The 21662-nt window shown below is 58.7% G+C and carries 21 protein-coding genes; 12 read left to right on the plus strand and 9 right to left on the minus strand.

Annotation, left to right across the window (positions count from 1 at the left end):
• The first annotated feature begins 36 nt into the window (after positions 1 to 36).
• Positions 37 to 423 carry a MerR family transcriptional regulator gene (locus tag BS627_RS05630; protein ID WP_003524989.1) on the plus strand — a complete coding sequence of 129 codons (387 nt, stop codon included), beginning with the start codon at positions 37 to 39 and terminating at the stop codon, positions 421 to 423.
• A 287-nt stretch (positions 424 to 710) separates the two neighbouring features.
• Here the strand turns inward: BS627_RS05630 and BS627_RS05635 are convergent, their stop codons facing one another.
• Both BS627_RS05635 and BS627_RS05640 read right to left on the minus strand, forming a co-directional pair.
• On the minus strand, positions 711 to 1676 hold the full coding sequence (locus BS627_RS05635; RefSeq protein WP_077982259.1) for a heparan-alpha-glucosaminide N-acetyltransferase: 966 nt from the start codon (positions 1674 to 1676) through the stop codon (positions 711 to 713).
• Positions 1677 to 1741: 65 nt separating this feature from the next.
• Positions 1742 to 2434 (minus strand): DUF599 domain-containing protein, encoded by a 693-nt coding sequence (locus tag BS627_RS05640; RefSeq protein WP_077982918.1) that lies wholly within the window; start codon positions 2432 to 2434, stop codon positions 1742 to 1744.
• A 503-nt stretch (positions 2435 to 2937) separates the two neighbouring features.
• On the opposite strand from BS627_RS05640, the gene cobU reads away from it, so the two are divergent.
• From cobU to ccoP, 5 genes are all read left to right on the plus strand, one after another.
• Positions 2938 to 3459 carry a bifunctional adenosylcobinamide kinase/adenosylcobinamide-phosphate guanylyltransferase gene (gene cobU, locus BS627_RS05650; protein ID WP_077982260.1) on the plus strand — a complete coding sequence of 174 codons (522 nt, stop codon included), beginning with the start codon at positions 2938 to 2940 and terminating at the stop codon, positions 3457 to 3459.
• A gap of 237 nt (positions 3460 to 3696) precedes the next feature.
• The gene (gene ccoN / locus BS627_RS05655) at positions 3697 to 5319 is read left to right on the plus strand and encodes a cytochrome-c oxidase, cbb3-type subunit I (RefSeq protein WP_077982261.1); all 1623 of its coding nucleotides are present in this window, start codon (positions 3697 to 3699) and stop codon (positions 5317 to 5319) included.
• A gap of 10 nt (positions 5320 to 5329) precedes the next feature.
• Positions 5330 to 6061 carry a cytochrome-c oxidase, cbb3-type subunit II gene (ccoO, locus tag BS627_RS05660; RefSeq protein WP_077982262.1) on the plus strand — a complete coding sequence of 244 codons (732 nt, stop codon included), beginning with the start codon at positions 5330 to 5332 and terminating at the stop codon, positions 6059 to 6061.
• 13 nt (positions 6062 to 6074) lie between these two features.
• Positions 6075 to 6227, plus strand: coding sequence for a cbb3-type cytochrome c oxidase subunit 3 (locus tag BS627_RS05665; protein WP_077982263.1), 153 nt, complete (start codon positions 6075 to 6077; stop codon positions 6225 to 6227).
• 3 nt (positions 6228 to 6230) lie between these two features.
• Entirely contained in the window at positions 6231 to 7094 is an 864-nt protein-coding gene (gene ccoP / locus BS627_RS05670; RefSeq protein ID WP_077982264.1) for a cytochrome-c oxidase, cbb3-type subunit III, read from the plus strand.
• A 56-nt stretch (positions 7095 to 7150) separates the two neighbouring features.
• Here the strand turns inward: ccoP and BS627_RS05675 are convergent, their stop codons facing one another.
• The 3 genes from BS627_RS05675 to BS627_RS05685 are packed head-to-tail and all read right to left on the minus strand — an operon-like array spanning position 7151 to position 8385.
• On the minus strand, positions 7151 to 7597 hold the full coding sequence (locus BS627_RS05675) for a VOC family protein (RefSeq protein ID WP_077982265.1): 447 nt from the start codon (positions 7595 to 7597) through the stop codon (positions 7151 to 7153).
• A gap of 16 nt (positions 7598 to 7613) precedes the next feature.
• Positions 7614 to 7970, minus strand: coding sequence for a VOC family protein (locus tag BS627_RS05680; protein ID WP_077982266.1), 357 nt, complete (start codon positions 7968 to 7970; stop codon positions 7614 to 7616).
• A 10-nt stretch (positions 7971 to 7980) separates the two neighbouring features.
• Entirely contained in the window at positions 7981 to 8385 is a 405-nt protein-coding gene (locus tag BS627_RS05685; RefSeq protein WP_077982919.1) for an SRPBCC family protein, read from the minus strand.
• Positions 8386 to 8504: 119 nt separating this feature from the next.
• Between BS627_RS05685 and ccoG the strand changes: the two genes are divergently transcribed.
• The 5 genes from ccoG to gndA all read left to right on the plus strand — a co-directional run bounded on the left by ccoG (position 8505) and on the right by gndA (position 14622).
• Positions 8505 to 10088 carry a cytochrome c oxidase accessory protein CcoG gene (gene ccoG / locus BS627_RS05690; RefSeq protein ID WP_077982267.1) on the plus strand — a complete coding sequence of 528 codons (1584 nt, stop codon included), beginning with the start codon at positions 8505 to 8507 and terminating at the stop codon, positions 10086 to 10088.
• Positions 10085 to 10585: a FixH family protein gene (locus BS627_RS05695; protein WP_077982268.1), complete on the plus strand. Its 501-nt coding sequence runs from the start codon at positions 10085 to 10087 to the stop codon at positions 10583 to 10585. Before ccoG ends, BS627_RS05695 begins: the two co-directional genes overlap by 4 nt.
• Complete coding sequence (locus tag BS627_RS05700) at positions 10582 to 12873, plus strand: cation-translocating P-type ATPase (RefSeq protein WP_077982269.1); 2292 nt, start codon at positions 10582 to 10584, stop codon at positions 12871 to 12873. The genes BS627_RS05695 and BS627_RS05700 overlap by 4 nt, the downstream gene beginning before the upstream one ends.
• On the plus strand, positions 12870 to 13028 hold the full coding sequence (gene ccoS, locus BS627_RS05705; protein ID WP_077982270.1) for a cbb3-type cytochrome oxidase assembly protein CcoS: 159 nt from the start codon (positions 12870 to 12872) through the stop codon (positions 13026 to 13028). The genes BS627_RS05700 and ccoS overlap by 4 nt, the downstream gene beginning before the upstream one ends.
• 163 nt (positions 13029 to 13191) lie before the next feature.
• The gene (gndA, locus tag BS627_RS05710; RefSeq protein WP_077982271.1) at positions 13192 to 14622 is read left to right on the plus strand and encodes an NADP-dependent phosphogluconate dehydrogenase; all 1431 of its coding nucleotides are present in this window, start codon (positions 13192 to 13194) and stop codon (positions 14620 to 14622) included.
• A gap of 67 nt (positions 14623 to 14689) precedes the next feature.
• Here the strand turns inward: gndA and BS627_RS05715 are convergent, their stop codons facing one another.
• The 3 genes from BS627_RS05715 to BS627_RS05725 all read right to left on the minus strand — a co-directional run bounded on the left by BS627_RS05715 (position 14690) and on the right by BS627_RS05725 (position 18840).
• Positions 14690 to 15016 (minus strand): RcnB family protein, encoded by a 327-nt coding sequence (locus BS627_RS05715; protein WP_077982272.1) that lies wholly within the window; start codon positions 15014 to 15016, stop codon positions 14690 to 14692.
• A 190-nt stretch (positions 15017 to 15206) separates the two neighbouring features.
• Positions 15207 to 16238, minus strand: a complete 1032-nt coding sequence (mgrA, locus tag BS627_RS05720; protein ID WP_077982273.1) for an L-glyceraldehyde 3-phosphate reductase — start codon at positions 16236 to 16238, stop codon at positions 15207 to 15209.
• A gap of 103 nt (positions 16239 to 16341) precedes the next feature.
• A complete protein-coding gene (locus BS627_RS05725) occupies positions 16342 to 18840 on the minus strand; it encodes a beta-mannosidase (protein WP_165691140.1) in 2499 nt (832 codons plus the stop codon).
• A gap of 489 nt (positions 18841 to 19329) precedes the next feature.
• Between BS627_RS05725 and BS627_RS05735 the strand changes: the two genes are divergently transcribed.
• Positions 19330 to 20382: a LacI family transcriptional regulator gene (locus BS627_RS05735; RefSeq protein ID WP_089153217.1), complete on the plus strand. Its 1053-nt coding sequence runs from the start codon at positions 19330 to 19332 to the stop codon at positions 20380 to 20382.
• A gap of 189 nt (positions 20383 to 20571) precedes the next feature.
• Here the strand turns inward: BS627_RS05735 and znuA are convergent, their stop codons facing one another.
• Positions 20572 to 21564 carry a zinc ABC transporter substrate-binding protein ZnuA gene (gene znuA / locus BS627_RS05740; RefSeq protein ID WP_077982275.1) on the minus strand — a complete coding sequence of 331 codons (993 nt, stop codon included), beginning with the start codon at positions 21562 to 21564 and terminating at the stop codon, positions 20572 to 20574.
• Positions 21565 to 21662 lie beyond the last annotated feature (98 nt).

Genomic DNA, 21662 nt, shown 5'->3' on the forward strand with positions numbered 1-21662 from the left:
CAAATAATATCTTCCGGTGATGAATCGGATAGGCCCTTGGACAAGTATTATAGCATAACCGAACTGACACGCGAATTCGGTGTTTCCACCCGCACCTTGAGGTTTTACGAGGACGAGGGACTGATTCACCCTGAACGTCGCGGGCGCACACGGCTTTTCAGGGCTGCAGACCGCCGCCTCATTCAGGAAATCCTGCGCGGCCGCCGTATCGGTTTCACGATCTCCGAAATTCGCGAGATCATTCACGTCTACAAGGAACCGCCGGGCGAATCGGGCCAATTGGTGCTTCTGATGAAGAAGGTCGATGAAAAGCGTGCCGAGCTTCGGCAAAAACGCAAGGACATCGAAGAGACGCTGGCGGAACTCGACAATGTCGAAGAAGCCTGTCTGACGCGGCTTGCCGAAATCGGCGTTGGGACATGAAAGCAGCTCGTGCTGCTTGATTCGTCAGTGATTTTATGCCGAAAACAGGCCTTAAGCCTTCTATCTTTACCGCATTCCTTTGGGGGACGATCGCCAGAGTGGTGATGGGCCGCGTTGGAGCGAGTATGTGCCGCTTGTCGCCTTCTCCCCGCCGGGGAGAAGGTCGCGGCAGCGGGATGAGGGGGCTAGGGTAGAGATATTCGGCAACGTTGCCCCCTCATCCGACCCTTCGGGCCACCTTCTCCCTCCTCGGGGAGAAGAAACAAGCGGCAAGCCCTGACGTCTCCCTACTGTGCCTCAACCGTGCACTGTTGCGCCACCTCACTGACCTTCGTCTGCTGATCGGCGTTGAGCTTGCCTTCCATCATCGTGTCGAACAGGTTTTCCGCCTGCAGCTTCTCCAGTGTGCAGCCGCAGAAACGCTGGCACAGTTCCAGCCCGTTGGCCTGCTCGACACAGCTCTTTTCACAGCTCGATTTGTAAAGCTCGACCTGATCGACAGGCGAGGGTGGGGCTATGAGCGACAGGGTATAGACAAGGCCGATAAGCACCGGCTGGTGGATGAGGTAGAATGCCAGGCTGTGGCGGCCGGCGCCTGCGATCAGGTTGCGAGGCGAACTCGGGCTTCGAAAGCGGTCGAGCCAGTCGCGCGGCGTGACGAATTGCGACACCGCAAGCCCGGCAAGGAAGGGCGCAAGCCAGGGCAGAAGCGGCACATAGTCGTTCGAACGGGGCGGCGTGGTGGAAAAACCAATCCAGGCCAACCATTTTGCGTTGAACAGTTCGGACTGCAGATAGTGAGGCAGGGTGAAGGCGATCACGGCAAAAAGCAACGTCACGGCCGCGGGGGCTCGCACGAACAGCAACCCGACAAGGCTTGCCGCGGCGATATTGTGCAATATGCCAAAGAAGATGAAGCTGTCAGGAAAGGCGAAATAGGTGGCGATGGTAATGAGCAGTGCCGAGCCGGCCACCATCGCAAAACGTTTGCCGAAAGACGGCCAGTTGACGCCCTTACCATGGGCGAGAAACAGGCTGAAACCGGCCAGAAACAGGAATGAGCTGGCGATGCCGCGCGCATAGAGTTTCCACAGGCCGGTGGTTGCCGTGCCGGGTTCCAGATAGCCGAAATATTCCAGATTCCATGTGAAGTGGTAGGACGCCATGGCGATGAGGGCCAGCCCGCGCAGGGTGTCGAGACCGCCTATGCGGCCTTTGCGGCGGTTTTCGTTTGCGGCTGCGTTCGTGTTCATGGTTTCCGTTTTCGGCTTTCGGGGGGCGGTATCACGCTCGGCTTGGCCCCTGAAGTGCGGCTATTTCAAGGCCTGTTTTCTTCCATAATGGCGCGCCGTGCTTCGGAAAAGAACTGGCGGCGTAACAACGCCACGATGATGATGAGCGTGCTGGCGATGAAGACATAGGGGCTGATGAACCAGCCGAGATAACCGATTGACAGAAAGATGGTCCGCAGGCCGTCATTGAAGTTCTTAGCAGCGATGATGTTCATCTTTATGACGTTTTCGGCTGCCCGCTCGGCCGCCCTGCGATCGGCGCCGACATCGTGGACCATGGGAATGGCGCCGAACAGGATGGTGCAATAGTTGAACAGGCGGTAGGACCAGCCGAACTTGAAGAAGGAATAACCGAAAAGACAGGTCAGCCCGATGACCTTCAGCTCGAAGGCCGTGCGCCCGGCATACTGCACGAACGGCATGTCGCGAAACACCGATTCGACCTGTTCTGTGGCGCCCAGCAGGGCGAAACATCCGCCGATGGCGAAGATGGAGGTGGAGGCGAAGAAGGCGGTGCCATTCTGAAGGCCGGCCATGATCTGCGTGTCGATCATCTTCAGGTCGCGCTTCAGCGAATTCATGATCCACTCGCGGCGGCGCTCGGCCATGGCCTGGTTGAGGCTGGCTCTCGAAAACAGCCTCGTGCCCGTCGTGACATGGGTATAAACGGCCCATAGCAGGATGAAAACCACGATCGAGATATAGTCCATCACGGTCATCACGGGCAGGCCACCTTGCTGTTTGCGAATCTTCGAAAGCATATTGATTTGAAGGCCATGGCAAGGCAATGGCGGCGGCTGCCGTCACTCCATATTCTCCTTGGGCGTTGCGGTTTCATCATTCGGTTTTTCGCTAACGTTCCGGTAACCAAGTCGCTTTATCAATCCAGTCGCGGACGATGTGTCTGCCGGTTCCGGGTTAAGGTTTTGCGTCCCGGTTCCGCCCGTTTTTTCGCCAGCGGCGAGGGCCGATTGACAGAATGGCCGTTCGCACCTAGCCTTTTATCTGGACCGGTGTTTCCGGTATCCGGAGCAGCCAAGGCTGATATGCCTCGCATCCTGCAGGCAGGTCTTGTTTTCTCCGGCCCGGTATCAGCGGCAGTCCGGCATGAGCAACCGGGGAACGCCTTTTTCTACGAATCGTTCCCTTCCTGTCTGTCTGCCCCTGGCTTGCGACACGGCGAAGATGCCGGTCCGTTTCATTCTCTTCCTTCAGGTTTCAGATGACAGATAAAAACCGCTCCGTTTTCATTCTTGGCGGCGCGCGCTCAGGCAAGTCCCGTTTTGCGGAGGAGCTTGCGGGCAAGTCGGGTGGAAGCCTGCATTATCTGGCCACTGGCCGGGCATGGGATGACGAGATGCGCGACCGCATCGTCCATCATCAGGCGCGGCGCGGCGGCGAATGGACAACGCATGAAGCGCCCGTCGATATTGCCGCCGTGCTGGACCAGCTCGGCGCGCCGGAAAATGTCGTTCTCATCGATTGCCTCACCCTGTGGCTCACCAATCTGATGATGGAGAACGCCGATATCGAGGCTGCTTTTGCGGCGCTCGAGACGGCGATTGCATCGGCTCGAGCTAAGCTGATTCTCGTCTCCAACGAAGTCGGTCTCGGCATCGTGCCGGAAAACCGCATGGCGCGGGAATTTCGCGATCACGCCGGCCGCCTGCATCAGCGAATCGCCGCCATTGCCGCAGAAGTCTATTTCGTCTCCGCCGGCCTGCCCCTGAAGATGAAGGGCTGAAGGGTACGCGCGCAAGCGGGGCCGGCATCGCTGCGCATTTTGCTCTTGTACAAATTTCTCTCGTAAAGTCGCGTCCCGTTTTGCCGGGGCTGCGACAGCTTTGCTTTCTTGACCTGGATCAAGGTGGCGCTCTCCCGCCGGTGGCAATGCTCCAACCGACGCATAGGCACGTTTTCGCTCTCTTGGGCGCGTGCCGTGCCTTTCGTCGGTCGGCTTGCACGTTGGGGGAAACCAACAATGAATTACACGTTAGAAACCGCGATCGTGGCGCTCGGCGCCTTTCTCGCGTTGCTTGGGGCAGCCTTTGCCCATGACAGTCTTTTCGCAGCCCATATGTGGGTATTGTTCTTTACGCTTCTGGTCAGCACGGTGCTTTTGCTGCGCCGTGTCTCCTTCGCGCCTGTCGGTTCTGCCACGCGTGCTCACTTGAAGTCGGAATATTTCGACGAGGTGGTGAAATACGGCGTCATCGCCACTGTGTTCTGGGGTGTCGTCGGCTTTCTGGTTGGCGTTGTCGTGGCGCTTCAGCTCGCCTTTCCCGATCTCAACCTCGCGCCCTATTTCAATTTCGGCCGGATGCGGCCGCTGCACACATCGGCGGTTATCTTCGCTTTCGGGGGAAATGCGCTGATTGCCACCTCCTTTTACGTGGTGCAGAGAACCTGTCGCGCGCGGCTGTTCGGCGGCAATCTCGGCTGGTTCGTGTTCTGGGGCTACAACCTCTTCATCGTCATGGCCGCCACCGGCTATCTGCTCGGCATCACGCAGGGCCGCGAATATGCGGAACCGGAATGGTATGTGGATATCTGGCTGACCATTGTCTGGGTCGCCTATCTGCTGGTGTTCCTCGGTACGATCCTCACGCGCAAGGAGCCGCATATCTATGTGGCGAACTGGTTCTACCTCAGTTTCATCGTCACCATCGCCATGCTGCATATCGTCAACAATCTCGCCATTCCCGTCTCGTTCCTTGGCGTCAAGAGCTATTCGGCTTTTTCGGGCGTGCAGGACGCGCTGACGCAATGGTGGTACGGCCATAACGCTGTCGGCTTCTTCCTGACAGCCGGCTTCCTCGGCATGATGTATTATTTCATTCCCAAGCAGGTGAACCGCCCGGTCTATTCCTACCGCCTGTCGATCATCCACTTCTGGGCGCTGATCTTCATGTATATCTGGGCCGGCCCGCACCATCTGCACTATACGGCGCTGCCGGACTGGGCGCAGACGCTCGGCATGGTGTTCTCGATCATGCTGTGGATGCCGTCCTGGGGTGGCATGATCAACGGCCTGATGACGCTTTCGGGTGCCTGGGACAAGATCCGTACAGACCCCATCGTGCGCATGATGGTGATGGCGGTGGCCTTTTACGGCATGGCGACCTTCGAAGGTCCGATGATGTCGATCAAGGCCGTCAACTCGCTCAGCCACTATACCGACTGGACCATCGGCCATGTGCATTCGGGTGCTCTCGGCTGGAACGGCATGATCACCTTCGGCGCGATCTATTACCTGACGCCGAAACTCTGGGGCAGGGAGCGTCTTTACAGCCTGCAACTCGTCAACTGGCACTTCTGGCTCGCCACGATCGGCATCGTCATCTACGCGGCCGTCATGTGGGTGGCCGGCATCCAGCAGGCGCTGATGTGGCGCGAATACGATACCCAGGGCTTCCTCGTCTATTCCTTCGCGGAGTCGGTCGCGGCGCTGTTCCCCTATTACGTGATGCGTGCATTGGGCGGCCTGATGTTCCTCAGTGGCGCGCTGATCATGGCCTACAACGTCACAATGACCATCCTCGGTCATCAACGCGAGGAGGGCGCCAGCAAGGGCGCGGCTCCTTCGCTGCAGCCCGCTGAATAAGGAGAGGCCGATGTCCATACTCGACAAACACGGCGTCATCGAACGTAACGCCACCCTGCTTCTGGTCGGCTCGCTGCTCGTCGTCTCAATCGGCGGTATCGTGGAAATCGCACCGCTCTTTTATCTCGAAAACACCATCGAGAAGGTGGAAGGCATGCGGCCCTACACGCCGCTGGAACTGGCCGGGCGCAACATCTACATCCGCGAGGGATGTTATGTCTGCCACAGCCAGATGATCCGACCGTTCCGCGACGAGGTGGAGCGTTACGGGCATTACAGCCTGGCAGCGGAATCCATGTATGACCATCCGTTTCAGTGGGGTTCCAAGCGCACGGGGCCGGATCTTGCGCGTGTCGGCGATCGTTATTCGAACGAGTGGCACGTGCAGCATCTGGCCGATCCGCGTTCGGTCGTGCCGGAATCGATCATGCCCTCCTATGCTTTCCTGAAGACCACGACGCTGAAGGTCACCGAGGTTTCTATGGAGCTGAAGGCCAACCGCGCCGTCGGCGTACCCTATAGCGACGAGATGATCGAAAAGGCGAGCGCTGACATGAAGGCGCAGGCTGACCCGAATGCCGATACCAGCGAGCTGCTAGCGCGTTACCCGAAGGCCAAGGTCGGAGATTTCGACGGCGATCCGGCCAAGCTCACCGAAATGGATGCGCTTGTGGCCTATCTGCAAATGCTCGGCACGCTGGTCGATTTCTCGACCTATGACGATGCCGCCGGATACCGGTGAGGAGGTGTGAGCCATGGAAACCTACACGGCCATGCGCCACTTCGCCGATAGCTGGGGTCTGCTTGCCATGACCCTGTTCTTTGCCGGCGTCGTTATTTTCACCCTTCGCCCAGGCTCGAGAAAAGCCGCGGACGATGCCGCCGGCATTCCGCTCAAGGAGGACTAGGATATGTCCGAAAAACACATCGATAAAATCAGCGGCGTCGAAACCACTGGCCATGAATGGGACGGTATCCGCGAGTTGAACAACCCAATGCCGCGCTGGTGGGTCTGGACCTTCTATCTCACTATACTGTGGGCCATAGGCTATACCATCGCCTATCCGGCATGGCCGCTGATCAACGGGGCGACGCAAGGGTTGCTCGGCTGGAACAGCCGCGGCGATATTGCCGCCGATATTGCCGATGCAAAACAGTTGCAGAGCGTCTTTGTCGACAAAATCGCCAATGCGTCGCTTGCCGAAATTCAGACCGACCCGGCCCTGAGTCAATTTGCCCTTTCCGGCGGCGCGGCCGCTTTCAAGGTCAATTGCATTCAGTGTCACGGTTCGGGCGCGGAAGGCGGGCAGGGTTATCCCAACCTCAACGATGACGACTGGATGTGGGGCGGCAGCGTCGAGGACATCTATACAACGGTGAAGCACGGCATTCGTTTTGCCGACGATGCTGATACGCGTGCTTCGGAAATGCCGGCCTTCGTCGACATTCTGAAGTCTGACGAAATCCGCGAGGTTGCCGCCTATGTCGTCAGTCTGACGGGAACGCCTTCCAATCCGGCGCTGGTGGAACCTGGCAAACAGGTTTTTGCGGATAATTGCGCTTCTTGCCACGGTGAGGATGCCAAGGGCAACCGCGAGTTCGGAGCACCCAATCTTGCCGATGCTATCTGGCTGAAGGCCCACGGCGAAGAAGGTATCGCTGCACAGATACGGTCACCGAAACATGGGGTGATGCCTGCCTGGGGAGAGCGTCTCGGCGATACGACCGTCAAGCAGCTTGCCATCTTCGTGCATTCGCTTGGTGGGGGTGAATGAGGTGAGCAGAATGTGAAGAAGGGGCGCCGGGGAGGCGCCCTTTTATCATGGGCAGATCAGGCGTTGTCCGCCCGTCCATCCGGATATTCGGCTGGTCCCTTCAACTCGATCTTGTTGCCGAAGGGATCACGGAAATAGAACGAATGTCCCATTCCTCTCGCGCCGCCGTGAAAGGCTTCCTGTTCTATCGTAACGTTAAATTTCGCCAGATGTGCGCGAAGCGCATCATGGTTCAGGGGACCGGTCGCTATGCAGATGTGATCGACATTCCGTCCTCCGGCGACGGGCGGAGCAGCCTTTGTGCCACCGGGATGTGTGACATCCCACAGCACGATCAAGGCATTTCCGCACCAGACCTGTTCCATGCCGAGAGCAGGATAAGAGTAACCATCAGTGCACCCCAGCACGTTCCGGTAGAAATCGAGCGCCCGCGCCATATCGTCGACGATGAAGACGATATGATCGATACCGACCAACGAAAAAGGCGGCGTTGTCAAAGTCATTGCGGGTTCCTGCCGATCAGTTTTTCGACCAGACGGCCAGTTCGTATCCATCCGGATCGGTGAAATGGAAACGCCGGCCGCCGGGAAAGGCGAAGATCGCGACGCTGATCTGGCCGCCGGCGGCCTCGATACGCCGTTGCACATCCTCGATATCGGCGGCGTAGAGAATGACGAGCGGTCCGCCCGTGGAAGAAACCGGCGCGGTGGTGGTGAAGCCGCCCGTCAGGCGGCCGTCGGAGAATTCGCAATATTGCGGACCGTAATCCTTGAAAGTCCAACCGAACGCGCCGCCGTAAAATTCCTTGCTGCGCTCGATATCGGCGACGTTGAATTCGACATAGTCGATGCGTCGGTCGTTTGTATTCGTGATCATCTTTCCTCCATCAATCCTTTTCGAGCAGCGCCTTCAGCGTTTCGAGATCGGCCGTGACCGCTCTTGCATCCTGATCGAAATCCTCGTCCGTCATGCCCTGAAGGCGAAGCAGGGTGAAACTCACCTCCGTACCGTCGCCATTCGGTGTCACCCGTAGCGCGTTATAAACTTTGATACCATCCGGCAATGTCACGACGTGGTCGATGACGCCCAATTCGTTTGCGGGCGCAAAATTGACGCGTACCTCGCCAAGCGGCCCGCCCTCGGCGATCCAGTCTTGGCCATCGGCTTTAAGACCGCCCGCAAGGCCCGCGGCCCAGCGGGGCATATTCTGAGGGTCGGAGGCGAAGTTGTAGACCTCAGCCCACGGTTTTTCGATGGATAGATGAATGATTCTCGACTGCATGACAGGCATTTCATCCTCCCTGACGGCGCTTTCCCGCGACTGCGCCACTTTGTCGTCACTTGATGCAAGTCAAGGATGTTTCACTGCGGAGATGGGAGAAAGCAAGGAGATAAAAATGGACTCCTATCATGAACATCTATCGCGCCGGACAGGATCGCCCGCAACAGCCGGTTGAAAGACTGGAGGCGGAAGCCGTCAATTCCGCAAAAACGCGCAAACCGCTCTATGAAGCGCGCAAGAAGATTTTTCCCAAGCGCGCCGAGGGCCGGTTCCGGCGGTTCAAATGGCTGGTAATGCTGATCACGCTCGGCATTTATTATCTGACGCCATTCCTGCGCTGGGACCGTGGCCCCTATGCGCCAGATCAGGCGGTGTTGATCGATATCGCCAACCGGCGCTTTTATTTCTTCTTCATCGAAATCTGGCCGCAGGAGTTCTTTTTCGTCGCCGGATTGCTGGTCATGGCGGGGCTGGGGCTCTTTCTCGTCACCTCCGCCGTTGGGCGCGCATGGTGCGGTTATACCTGTCCGCAGACCGTCTGGGTCGATCTGTTTCTGGTGGTCGAGCGGGCGATAGAGGGCGACAGGAACGCTCGCATGAAACTGGATGCGGCGCCCTTCACGTTTGGCAAGTTACACAAGCGGGTGTTGAAACATGCGGTCTGGCTGGTCATCGGTGTTCTGACAGGTGGAGCCTGGATCTTCTATTTTGCCGATGCGCCGACGCTGGCGAGAGAGTTCCTGACCGGCGAAGCACCCATGATCGCTTACACCACCGTCGCGATCCTCACCGCTACTACCTATGTCTTCGGCGGGCTGATGCGGGAACAGGTCTGCACCTATATGTGCCCCTGGCCGCGCATTCAGGCAGCGATGCTGGACGAGAATTCGCTTGTCGTCACTTATAATGACTGGCGGGGTGAACCGCGCTCGCGGCACGCTAAAAAGGCTGCGGCGGCAGGGGAGAGCATCGGCGATTGCGTCGATTGCAATGCCTGCGTTGCGGTCTGTCCCATGGGCATCGACATCAGGGACGGGCAGCAGCTGGAATGCATCACCTGCGCGCTCTGTATCGATGCCTGTGACGGGGTGATGGACAAGATCGGCAAACCGCGCGGGCTGATCGCCTATGCGACGCTGTCCGAATACCAGTCCAATATGGCGCTGGCGACCGGCAACGGCGAATACGCCATCCGTCCCGCCAATGTGCGCGAAGAGGACGGCCGTTTCAGTAGGCGCGTGCGCCACTTCAACTGGCGCATCATCTTCCGGCCGCGCACGCTGCTTTATACGGCCATCTGGGCTGCCGTTGGCATGGGCATGCTGTTTGCGCTGGTGACGCGCGAGCGGCTGGCGCTCAATGTCCTGCATGACCGTAATCCGCAATATGTGCTGGAATCGAACGGTTCGATCCGTAACGGCTACACGGTCCGAATCCTCAACATGGTGCCGCAGCCGCGCATAATGAGGCTGACGATGGACGGCCTTCCGAATGCGGTGATGAAGATAAACGGCATGGCCGATACGGCTGCCCGGGCTTTCGAGGTGACCGTGGAGCCGGATGAAGCGACGACGCTGAAGGTATTTGTCACCCTGCCGGGCGCGGATGTTGCGCGGGTAGCTGAAAATTTCGAATTCATCGTCAGCGATACGGCCGGCCACGAAACGGCCCGTTACGATGCGGTCTTCAATGCTCCGGGAGTGAAAAAATGACGGTGAACAATCAACGCGCCTCCGGTTTCACATTTACAGGCTGGCACATGCTCGGCGTGATGGTGCTGTTCTTTGGTACCATCATTACCGTCAACATGATCATGGCCTGGAACGCGATCCATAGCTGGAGCGGGCTTGTGGTGCCCAATACCTATGTGGCCAGCCAGCAGTTCAACGCCAAGGCGGAGGCCGCCAAGGCAAGGGCTGCAACCGGCATCAAGGGCAGGCTGGCGGTGGATGAAAAGACGGTGCGTTACGAAGTTTTCCATCCGGATGCCGGGCCTGTCGACACGGATACGGTGACGGCGCATTTCCGCCGGCCCGTGGGTGAGAGCCAGAATTTCGACATGGAGCTGACCCCGGTTTCCACGGGTGTTTTCACTGCTGCGCATGACATGTTGCCCGGCCAATGGATCGTCGAAGTGACAGCCGTCAAGGATGGCCGGATCATCGTGCATGAGGGCACGCGGATCGCCGTCATAAGGGGGCGCAAATGAGCTGCTGCGCACCGGGAACGGAAGGGTCGCTGCAACTCGGCGAACCGGTCAATCCGCCATCGTCGGAGGAATTGCTGCTGGCGAGCCGCGATCTGGGGCAGGGTCTTCGCCAGACCGATCTCAGCGTGCCGGGTGTTTATTGCGGCGCCTGCATCACCACCATCGAGACTGCGCTTCGCCGCGTGCCGCAAGTGGAGCGGGCGCGGGTGAACCTGTCGTCGAAACGGGTGGCGGTCGTCTGGAAGGAAGAGGTCGATGGTGTCAGGACCGATCCTGCCGATCTTGCCCGCGCGATCCTTTCAACCGGATACACGACACATCTTTTCGCGAGCGGACCGGATGCTTCGGACGCGTTGCGCTCGCAGCTTATCAGGGCGGTGGCGCTCTGCGGCTTTGCGTCCGCCAACATCATGCTGCTGTCGGTCTCCGTCTGGTCGGGGGCGGATGCGGCGACGCGTGACATGTTCCACTGGATTTCGGCGATGATCGCCGCGCCGGCGCTGATCTATGGCGGGCGTTTCTTTTATCGATCGGCTTGGAATGCGCTGAAACATGGCCGCACCAATATGGATGTGCCGATCGCGCTCGCCATCACGCTTTCCTACGCCGTTTCGCTGTGGGAGACGATCCATCACGGCGAACACGCGTGGTTCGACGCGACGGTATCGCTGCTGTTCTTCCTGCTGATCGGTCGCACGCTTGATCATGTCATGCGCGACAAGGCGCGCTCGGCGATTGCCGGATTGGCCCGCCTTTCGCCGCGCGGCGCTACCGTCATCGACGCGGACGGGGTGCGGGACTACCGGTCGCTTGCGGATATCGAACCCGGAATGTCGATTGCGATTGCGGCGGGTGACCGGGTAGCGGTGGATGCCGTGGTGGTCTCCGGCAGCAGCGATCTCGACATGTCCATCGTCAATGGTGAAAGCGCGCCGCGCCGCGTTGCGGCAGGCGACAGCCTGCAGGCCGGCACGCTCAATCTCACCGGTTCGCTTGTCGCCCGGGTGACTGCGTCCGCAAAGGATTCCTTCCTTTCGGAAGTGATCGGGCTGATGGAAGCGGCCGAAGGCGGGCGGGCACGTTACCGGCGTATCGCTGACCGTGCTGCAAGCTATTATTCGCCTGTGGTGCATCTTCTGGCGCTGGTGACGTTTCTCGGCTGGGGCATTTTCGGCGGCGACTGGAAACAGGCGATGCTGATCGCCATTGCGGTTCTCATCATCACCTGCCCCTGCGCGCTCGGCCTTGCCGTTCCCGTGGTGCAGGTGGTGGCCGCAGGAAGGCTGTTCCGGCACGGTATCATGGTCAAGGAAGGTTCGGCCATGGAGCGGCTTGCTGAAATCGACACCGTGCTGTTTGACAAGACCGGGACCCTGACCGTCGGAAAGCCGAGGCTGGTCGAGACCGGAGATGTAACGCCGGCCATCATGGCGATTGCCGCCGGCCTTGCCGCCCATTCGCGGCATCCGTTGTCGAAGGCTGTGCATGCTGCCTATAGCGGTGCCTTGCCGGCCTATGAAACGGTGCGGGAAATTCCGGGGTCGGGCGTCGAGGCCGAGACGGAAGCCGGCACTTACCGGCTCGGCAATCGCCGTTTCGCCTGTCTGGATGAGGCACGGGTCGACAATGGCGATGCGCGGTCGGAAGTGGTGCTTTCTCTCGATGGCCGGCATCTGGCGAGCTTTGGCTTTGAGGACAAGCCGCGCGCGGGTGCGGTGGCGGCATTGCGCAGCCTGTCTGGGCGGGGCCTTGCGCAGGAGATCGTCTCGGGTGACCGGGCAGCAGCCGTCAGCGCCATGGCGCAGCGGCTGGGGATCGGCAACTGGCGCGCGGACCTGTCGCCGAAGGACAAGGCGGCGCGCTGTGCCGCGCTTGCCGGCGAGGGGCGCAGAGTGCTGATGGTGGGAGACGGTATCAACGACGCTCCGGCGCTTGCCGCTGCGCATGTGTCCATGGCGCCCGCCACCGCCGCCGATATTGGCCGGCAGGCCGCCGATTTCGTGTTCATGCAGGAGAATCTCGATGCCGTGCCTTTCGCAATCGAGACATCGCAGCGGGCAGGAAGGCTTGTCCGGCAAAACTTTGCGCTTGCCATCGGCTATAACGTCGTCGCCGTGCCGATTGCGATTGCCGGCTATGCGACGCCGATGATTGCGGCCATTGCCATGTCGACGTCTTCGCTGGTTGTTGTTGCCAATGCGTTGCGCCTTGCTGGAGCGGCTGAAACTGTCCGTCCCCGGAGCGATGTAACAACAGGATTTGCGGGCGAGGGGGCGCAACTGGCATGAACATGCTGATCTATCTCATTCCCGTCGCGCTGTTCTTAGGGGCACTTGGCCTTTTCGCCTTCCTCTGGTCGGTGCGTTCGGGCCAATATGAGGATATGGACGGGGCCGCCTGGCGAGTAATCGATGATGGTGATGACCGGCCACGGCCCTCTTGACGGAAAAACAAACGGTCAGTTTTGAACTTGTATCGACCTGTCGCAAATATGCAAAGCTGACTTGCGTCATCAAAATTTAATCGTTTCAGTCGCGGCCAGCCTTGCCGTTTGGTGATTACAGTGCCACAACACGACCACCTAAAAGCAAGATGGAGGCACATCCGTGGAACAGGCAGAAATCGGTTTGATCGGTCTCGGCGTCATGGGCTCGAACCTGGCGTTGAACATCGCTGAAAAAGGCAACAAGATCGCCGTATTCAACCGAACCCCTGAAGCGACGAAAAAATTTTACGCTGAAGCCGGGGCGTTGCAGGGGCAGTTGATCCCCTGCGAAACCATCGAGGAATTCGTCGCCGCCATTCGCCCTCCACGCCCGATCATCATCATGATCAAGGCCGGCGATCCGGTGGACCAGCAGATGGAAATCCTGAAACCGCATCTCTCGAACGGCGACATCATGATCGACGCCGGCAATGCCAATTTCCGCGATACGATCCGCCGTTTCGATAACCTCAAGGACAGCGGTCTGACCTTTATCGGCATGGGCGTTTCCGGCGGTGAAGAAGGTGCGCGTCACGGACCGTCGATCATGGTCGGCGGCACCGAAGACAGCTGGAAGCGCGTCGAGAAGGTGCTGACATCCATCTCCGCCAAGTACAACGACGATCCGTGCGTGGCTTGGCTCGGCAATGACGGTGCGGGTCATTTCGTCAAGACGATCCATAACGGCATCGAATATGCCGACATGCAGATGATCGCCGAAATCTACGGCATTCTGCGTGATGGCCTTGGCATGAGCGCGGTTGAGATCGCCGACGTGTTCGCTGAGTGGAACAAGGGGCGCCTGAATTCCTACCTGATCGAGATCACCGAGAAGGTCCTGCGCGCCGCCGATCCGATCACCGGCAAGCCGATGGTCGATCTGATCCTCGACAAGGCCGGCCAGAAGGGCACCGGCAAATGGTCGGTCATCGAAGCCCAGAATATGGGCGTCGCCGCAACCGCCATCGAGGCGGCCGTGGCTGCCCGTATCCTGTCGTCGCAGAAGGATGAGCGTGAAGCTGCCGAGAAGATTTTCGGTCTGCCGACCCTCGCAGCGGCACCCGCCGACAAAAAGGCGTTTATCGCCGATCTGGAAAGCGCGCTTCTGGCCGCCAAGGTCGGCGCCTATGCGCAGGGCTTCGCCATCATGTCGGCCGCGTCGAAGGAGTTCAACTGGAACCTGCCGATGCCGACGATCGCCCGTATCTGGCGCGCCGGCTGCATCATCCGCTCGGAATTCCTCGATGAGATCACTTCGGCCTTTACGAAGGATCCGCATGTGGCCAACCTCATCGTGACGCCGGCCTTCTCCGCCATCGTCAAGGATACCGACGCGCCGCTGCGTCGTGTGGTTTCCTATGCCGTGCTCTCCGGCCTGCCTGTTTCGGCGCTGGCTTCGGCACTCGGCTATTTCGATGCCTATCGCCGCGGTCGCGGCAGCGCCAACCTCATCCAGGCGCAGCGCGACTTCTTCGGCGCCCACGGCTTCGAACGCACCGACGGTGTGGACAAACCGCACGGCCCTTGGGGCAGCGGCGCGGATAGCTTCTGATAGGCTGAAACAACAAACGACAAAAGGCCCGCGCGAGCGGGCCTTTTTCATTTCATCTATGCCTCGATTAGCGGGCGGCGGCGAGACCGACGATGAGGCCGCTGACGGCGTTGATGAGCAGGAACTGGTTGTCGACGCGCACCCAGCGCTGGTCGCGGCGCGGTTCGGCAAGGCGATAGCGGCGGTAGTCACGGCGGTCCACCATGTTGCGGCGCTCACGGGCCGAGAGGCGCTGGCCGCGATCCCAGCGGTGCTTCTTGACGATGACTTTCTTGGTGGTGACCTGACGCTCGACGGTAACGCCGCGATGGCGGTCGTCGTGGCGGCTCTGGGCCTGAGCCATCGGGGCTGCAAGAACGGTGGCTGCCAGAAGAATGGTGACGAACTTTTTCATGGACGTTTCCTCTCGTGTTTCGATGAGGAGAACTTACGAATAAACGAATGAACGGAAACTGAATTTAAAATTACATTTATGTAATGGTTATTAACGGTTAGGTGCGGACATTAATTCTTCGGTTGCAGATTGCAATCCGGCTTTTGGAGTGAGACCGCCCGGTATCCGCCGGACGGCCTTGCTTCATATATCAGGCCCGTTCGGCGGATTTTGCCCAGAGGTTGATATCAGCGTCCTTGGCGTAACGGTCGATTTCCGCAAGCTCGTCGGCGGAGAAATCGGCGTTGTCGAGCGCCTTCACGCAATCCTCGACCTGTTCGACACGGCTTGCGCCGATCAGCGCCGAGGTGATGCGGCCGCCGCGCAGAACCCAGGCGATGGCCATCTGCGCCAGCGTCTGGCCGCGGCGTTCGGCAATGCTGTTCAGCGCGCGGATGTTTTCGACATTGCGCTCGTTGAGAAAGGCCGGGTTGAGCGACTTGCTCTGCGAGGCGCGGCTACCCTGCGGCACGCCACCGAGATATTTCGTCGTCAACATGCCCTGCGCCAGCGGCGAGAAGACGATGGAGCCGATGCCCAATTCTTCCAACGTGTCGACGAGACCATCTTCTTCGATCCAGCGATTGATCATCGAATAGCTCGGCTGATGGATGATGCAGGGCGTGCCGAGGTCCTTCAGGATCGCGGCGGCCTCACGGGTGCGCTTCGAATTATAGGAGGAAATGCCGACATAAAGCGCCTTGCCCGAGCGTACGATCTGGTCCAGCGCGCCGCAGGTTTCCTCAAGCGGTGTGTTGGGGTCGAAACGGTGGGAATAGAAAATATCGACGTAGTCCAGCCCCATGCGCTTCAGGCTCTGGTCGCAGGAGGCGATTACATATTTGCGGCTGCCCCATTCGCCATAGGGACCTGGCCACATGTTGTAACCGGCCTTGGAGGAGATGATCATCTCGTCGCGATAACCTCTGAAATCCGTCTTCAGAATTTCGCCGAAGGCGGTTTCGGCGCTGCCGGGCGGCGGGCCGTAATTGTTGGCGAGATCGAAATGGGTAATGCCGAGATCGAAAGCACGGCGGCAAATGGCCTGTTTCGTCTGGTGCGGCGTATCGTTGCCGAAATTGTGCCAGAGGCCGAGCGAGATCGCCGGCAGCTTCAGGCCGGTCTTGCCACAATGATTATATTTCATGGATGTGTATCGGTTTTCGGCCGGTTGCCAAACCATGGTTATTCCTCCATTTGCTGATGACTGGCTGCCACAGAACCCGGCAACCCTTTGAACTGTCGACGACAGGCGCATGTGCACCTGTCATTCCCGAGAGGGATGGTTATGCCTTTCTCCGCATCGTTTCAATGTCGGGATTGGGCGAGGATTGGCAGGTGTGAAGATCGAAGATGTGGAAATGCGGCTGGGGGCCGCCCGCCTTCGGGGTGAAAATGATGCGGCGCGTTTCGCCGGCCGAAAGATCGAACAGATTGTCCGAATATCGACCCGGCTGGTCCGCCTCCAACATGACGAAGAGGGCGAGACCGGCGGCGGTGACATCGATTTCGAACTGGCCGTTTTTCAGCGGGCTGACGGAGAGATCCAACCCGGCGGGCTCAAGATCCAGCGCCTTGTAGCTATCGCGCACATGATGGCCTTCGCCGGTCATGCCGTTGGAGGCGATGAAGCTCCACGCAAGGATAGCGCCATCCGGCAGGCTGTCCATGTCGATGTCTGTCAGCGTCGCGGCCTTATCCGTCGCGCATGTGCCGTTGGCGGATTTCAGCGGCACGCGGTTGCCGTCCATGGTCAGCGCAACGATGTTCATGTCAATTTCCACATCCTCCGCCGTGTCGTTGACCATGGAGAATTTCACCCGGCGTCCATCCTCCGAGGGAATGGCCGAGACCGTGACTGGCTGGAAGAAACGGCGGGCAGCATAGTGCAGCGCTTTCCAGCCGCCGCCATAATCGAGGCTCGACCATGAGGCGACCGGCCATGTGTCGTTGAGCTGCCAATAAAGCGTGCCCATGCAATGGGGCTTGAGCGAGCGCCAGTAATCGACAGCCGTGCGTATGGCCAGCGCCTGCTGCACCTGACTGAGATAAACGAAATTCTTGAAATCCTTGGGGAAGCGGAAGTAGCGGAACATGGTGCCCGCAATCCGCTCATTGCCGCCGACATTCTTCTGGTGCAGTTCGATGACCGGGGAGGCGATGTTCATGTCCTTCTCTTCCGCATAGGTGCGGATGACAGGCATGGACGTATAGGATTGGAAACCGAATTCGGAGCAGAAGCGCGGCTTGACCGAGCGGTAATTGTCGAACGACTTGTTCTCGTGCCAGACGGACCAATAATGCATGTCGCCGGAGCCATCCGCGTGCCAGGCGTCGCCATAATCGAGATAGCCCGAGGCGGGGCTTGACGGCCACCAAAGCGCTTCGGGAGCGGCTTTTTTCAGGGCTTTTTCGATAGTGCGGTTCAGGCGGTCGTAAGCCACGAGATAACGGTCGCGATTGTTGCGGGATTCATCGAACCAGGTCAGCGCGCCCACCAGTTCGTTATCACCGCACCAGAGTGCAATGGACGGATGCGAGGAGAGGCGTTTGACCTGATAATCGACCTCGTGTTCGACATTGTCGAGGAAGTCATCGGTGCAAGGATAGAGATTGCAAGCGAACATGAAGTCCTGCCAGACCAGAAGGCCTAGACGGTCGCAGAGATCATAGAACCAGTCTTCCTCATAAAAGCCGCCGCCCCAGACACGTATCATGTTCATATTGGCCTCGACCGCGGAGCAGAGGAGATCTTCGGTCTTTTCCCGGCTGGTCAGCGAATAAAGCGCATCGGCGGGAATCCAGTTGGCGCCGCGGCAGAAGATTTCCCGTCCGTTGATGCGGAAGGCGAAGCGGCTGCCGGCCTCATCCTTGTCGGTCAGAAGCTCGATGGTCCTGAAGCCGATCTGCCGGGTCACGGTCTCATCGGGTAATTCCACGGTCAGTCTGTAGAGCGTCTGCTCGCCACTGCCGACCGGCCACCAGAGTTCCGGATTTTCCACGAAGAAGACGTGGCGTATCACCGTTTCGCCGGCGCCGACGCCGCAATCGAGCCTGAGCCTATCGTCATTCAGCGACAGATAGACCGGCAGGCTTGCCGGTCCCTCGGCAAAAAGGGTGACGGTCACATGCAGTTCGACACCGCCTTCGACATGGTGCTGCGAGGTAACGACATGTTCGATGCGGGCTGTATCGAGCCGCTTCAGCAGGATTTTGCCGTAAAGTCCAAGCGGCGCAATCGCGATATTCCAATCCCAGCCGAAATGGCATTGCGGCTTGCGCAGCATGTTGCCATTGGCAATGGGTGAATTGCCGGGGTGATAGGGAATATAAAAAGGCTGCCGCGCCTGCCGGTCCGCACCGGCAGCGATATTAGAATGGAAATGAATCCGGATTGTGTTTTCACCCGGCCGAACAGCCCGCGAAACATCCGGGCGGTAACGGCGAAAACAATTGTCGACGCTCAGGACCGGGACGTCGTTGACGAAGACGATGGCGACCGTGTCGAGGTAATCGATATCGAGATACCAGCTGGCGTCAGCCTCATCGAGAATGAAAGTGCGCTCAAGGATCCAGTCTCGCTGCGCGACCCATTGCACGGCCTTCTCGTTGGCGCCGTGATAGGGGTCTGGAATGATGGCGGCATTTTTGAGCGCGGAGTGAATATCGCCCGGAATGGAAATCTCGGTGGCATGGTCTCCTTCCACTGAGGCCAAGTGCCAAAGCCCGGCCAGATCGATGACGGTTTCGGGCGTGGAGGAAGAAATCATGATCGGACCCTGCATAATATGAATTCAACGAAGACGGCCGGCATTATGATGCAGGCTTGTGTCAGAATATGGGGAGAATGGATCGACGCAAAGCGGCCGTGATACGTTTATGCGGCTTTGCGATTTCCTCCCTCCGGCAACGTTACCGTAAAACTATCCTCCCGTCATTCCTTTGAATGTCCTGTGGACGCCAGAAAAATACCGGGCGTTTATTGAGTGGGACGCAGAAGTTCTGGTGAGTTACAATTTTTCTGTTTTATCAATTTATATCAGTAATTTATTCTATTTATTTAATTTAAATAATTAGGATGTTTGTCCGTCAATATCCACAATTTCCAGACCTTGAGGAGTGGCTGACGGCGGGGAGATATTTTCTCGATCTATATCGTTATAGCCGGATCGGCGGATATGCAGAAAAGGCCCACTCTGTGGCCGAGACCTTTGCCTTTGCAACAGAGCAAAAGCTATCTATGATTATCGTTCGGTAAAGCGTGGCGAAATGACATGAACGATACTGGAAAATCCGGCAGGGACGACATATCCGCGACGACGGGCGAGCGTCCGACCTTGAAGACCATCGCCTATATGACGGGTCTCGGCATCACCACCGTTTCGCGCGCACTGAAGGATGCGCCCGATATCGGCGCTGAAACCAAGGAGCGCGTGCGGCTGATCGCCCGGCAGATCGGTTACCAGCCAAACCGCGCCGGGGTGCGCCTTCGCACCGGCAAGACCAATGTGATTGCCCTTGTGCTGAGCGTCGATGAAGAACTGATGGGTTTTACCAGCCAGATGGTATTCGGCATCACCGAGGTTCTTTCCACGACACAATATCATCTGGTTGTGACGCCCCACATCCATGCCAAGGATTCGATGGTGCCGATCCGCTATATTCTCGATACCGGTTCGGCGGATGGGGTCATTATTTCGAAAATCGAGCCCAACGATCCGCGTGTTCGTTTCATGACCGAGCGCAACATGCCCTTCGTCACCCATGGGCGGTCCGATATGGGCATCGACCATGCTTTTCACGATTTCGACAATGAGGCCTATGCCTATGAGGCGGTCGAGCGGCTGGCGCAATGCGGACGCAAAAGGATCGCCGTCATCGTGCCGCCATCGCGGTTTTCGTTCCACGATCACGCCCGCAAGGGGTTCAACCGGGCGATCAGGGATTTCGACCTTAGCGAATTTCCGCTGGACGCCATCACCATCGAAACACCGCTTGAAAAAATCCGCGATTTCGGCCAGCGGTTAATGCAATCCGATGACCGTCCCGACGGCATCGTTTCGATCAGCGGCAGCAGCACCATCGCGCTGGTGGCGGGTTTCGAAGCAGCGGGTGTTAGGATCGGCGAAGATATCGATATCGTCTCGAAACAGTCCGCCGAGTTCCTGAACTGGATCAAACCGCAGATCCACACCGTCAATGAAGATATCAAGCTGGCGGGCAGGGAGCTTGCAAAGGCCCTTCTGGCGCGCATCAACGGCGCGCCGCCGGAAACCTTGCAGGGCATCAGCAGCCCTGTCTGGTCTTCGATGGCGCCGAAGCCGTAGCGAGCTGCTTTGCGATTGATGGCGCGACGTGCCTACGATTGTCGCGCCTCGTTTCCTTATGCGGTACTTTATATTTCAATCGCAAGTAACTGTTTTGAAATATGCGTTCTTCCGGTAATTCACGCTTCGGCCGTTTCCGGTTCAAAGCTGGAATGACGGCGCCGAAGCGTTTGGGGCAGCAAATGCGCTTCAGGACAGGCAGTCCTTCAGCGAGCCGGCAATGCCGCGCATCAGCTTGAAATAGAGGTCCGGGCCGGGTTCCAGTGTTGCAGCCTCCGGATCGAGCGTCGCCGATTTCGCGGCGGTGCCTTCGGTGATGACCGAAATCAGCTTCGGCTCGAATTGCGGTTCAGCGAAGACGCAGGTTGCGCCGAGTTGGCGAACCTTTTCCTGCATCTGTTTGACGCGGTCCGCCCCCGGCAGGGTTTCGGGGCTTACGGTGATCGATCCCGCCGTCTTCACACCGTAACGATGCTCGAAATATTGATAGGCATCGTGGAAGACGATGAAGGGCTTGTCCTTCACCGGCTCGACCGTTTCCCTGAGTTCGGCATCGAGCGCATCTAGGTCGTCTATCAGTTTTTTGGTATTGGCCTGATAGGTCGCGGCATTGCCGGCATCGGCGGCGATCAGAGCGGTTTCTATCGTCTGCGCCATGGCCTTGGCATTGGCGGGGTCGAGCCAGAGATGGGTGTCATAAGCGCCGTGGTCATGGTTCCCGTGGCCCTCCGCATGGTCGTGTCCATGATCGTGTGCGCCTTCCTCTTCGGCGTGGCCGTTATGTGCATGATGGCCTTCGTCGCCATGGTCGTGTGCTTCAAAGGGGCCGCCTTCCCGGAAGGGCAGCTTCTCGAGCCCCTTGGCGTCTTCCAGTTCAACGACGGTCGCCTTGCTGGCAAGCGCCTCCAGCGGCTTTTCCAGGAATGCTTCCAGTCCCGGCCCGACCCAGAAGACCACATCCGCCTTTTCCAGCTCGCGCGCATTGGAAGGTCTGAGATTATAGGTATGCGGTGAGGCAGCGCCGTCGACGATGAGCTGCGGTTCGCCGACGCCCTGCATGATGGCGGCGACGAGAGAATGGACGGGCTTGATCGAGACCACGACATCGGGCGCGGCGGTGGCGCCTGAAGCGGCCGCCGCTATTGCCACGGATGCCATGAGCGGGACCAGGAACGATTTCATGAAATGCACTCCACTTGAACAAGTATAGTTATGTTATTACATTTATTGCGTAACTCTATAACGTATGCAATAGCGGTAGGCAACATCGCCGAACGGAC

It is taken from the genome of Agrobacterium salinitolerans (genome assembly GCF_002008225.1).
Taxonomy (GTDB): domain Bacteria; phylum Pseudomonadota; class Alphaproteobacteria; order Rhizobiales; family Rhizobiaceae; genus Agrobacterium; species Agrobacterium salinitolerans.

Bases quoted from the DNA above. Each gene is read 5' to 3' on its own strand.
- cobU (WP_077982260.1), top strand. From the start codon at position 2,938: ATGACAGATAAAAACCGCTCCGTTTTCATTCTTGGCGGCGCGCGCTCA.
- ccoO (WP_077982262.1), top strand. From the start codon at position 5,330: ATGTCCATACTCGACAAACACGGCGTCATCGAACGTAACGCCACCCTG.
- ccoP (WP_077982264.1), top strand. From the start codon at position 6,231: ATGTCCGAAAAACACATCGATAAAATCAGCGGCGTCGAAACCACTGGC.
- BS627_RS05695 (WP_077982268.1), top strand. From the start codon at position 10,085: ATGACGGTGAACAATCAACGCGCCTCCGGTTTCACATTTACAGGCTGG.
- BS627_RS05665 (WP_077982263.1), top strand. From the start codon at position 6,075: ATGGAAACCTACACGGCCATGCGCCACTTCGCCGATAGCTGGGGTCTG.
- ccoG (WP_077982267.1), top strand. From the start codon at position 8,505: ATGAACATCTATCGCGCCGGACAGGATCGCCCGCAACAGCCGGTTGAA.
- BS627_RS05635 (WP_077982259.1), bottom strand. From the start codon at position 1,676: ATGAACACGAACGCAGCCGCAAACGAAAACCGCCGCAAAGGCCGCATA.
- ccoN (WP_077982261.1), top strand. From the start codon at position 3,697: ATGAATTACACGTTAGAAACCGCGATCGTGGCGCTCGGCGCCTTTCTC.
- BS627_RS05715 (WP_077982272.1), bottom strand. From the start codon at position 15,016: ATGAAAAAGTTCGTCACCATTCTTCTGGCAGCCACCGTTCTTGCAGCC.
- znuA (WP_077982275.1), bottom strand. From the start codon at position 21,564: ATGAAATCGTTCCTGGTCCCGCTCATGGCATCCGTGGCAATAGCGGCG.
- BS627_RS05685 (WP_077982919.1), bottom strand. From the start codon at position 8,385: ATGCCTGTCATGCAGTCGAGAATCATTCATCTATCCATCGAAAAACCG.
- BS627_RS05725 (WP_165691140.1), bottom strand. From the start codon at position 18,840: ATGCAGGGTCCGATCATGATTTCTTCCTCCACGCCCGAAACCGTCATC.
- BS627_RS05680 (WP_077982266.1), bottom strand. From the start codon at position 7,970: ATGATCACGAATACAAACGACCGACGCATCGACTATGTCGAATTCAAC.
- ccoS (WP_077982270.1), top strand. From the start codon at position 12,870: ATGAACATGCTGATCTATCTCATTCCCGTCGCGCTGTTCTTAGGGGCA.
- BS627_RS05675 (WP_077982265.1), bottom strand. From the start codon at position 7,597: ATGACTTTGACAACGCCGCCTTTTTCGTTGGTCGGTATCGATCATATC.
- BS627_RS05700 (WP_077982269.1), top strand. From the start codon at position 10,582: ATGAGCTGCTGCGCACCGGGAACGGAAGGGTCGCTGCAACTCGGCGAA.
- mgrA (WP_077982273.1), bottom strand. From the start codon at position 16,238: ATGGTTTGGCAACCGGCCGAAAACCGATACACATCCATGAAATATAAT.
- BS627_RS05735 (WP_089153217.1), top strand. From the start codon at position 19,330: ATGAACGATACTGGAAAATCCGGCAGGGACGACATATCCGCGACGACG.
- BS627_RS05640 (WP_077982918.1), bottom strand. From the start codon at position 2,434: ATGACCGTGATGGACTATATCTCGATCGTGGTTTTCATCCTGCTATGG.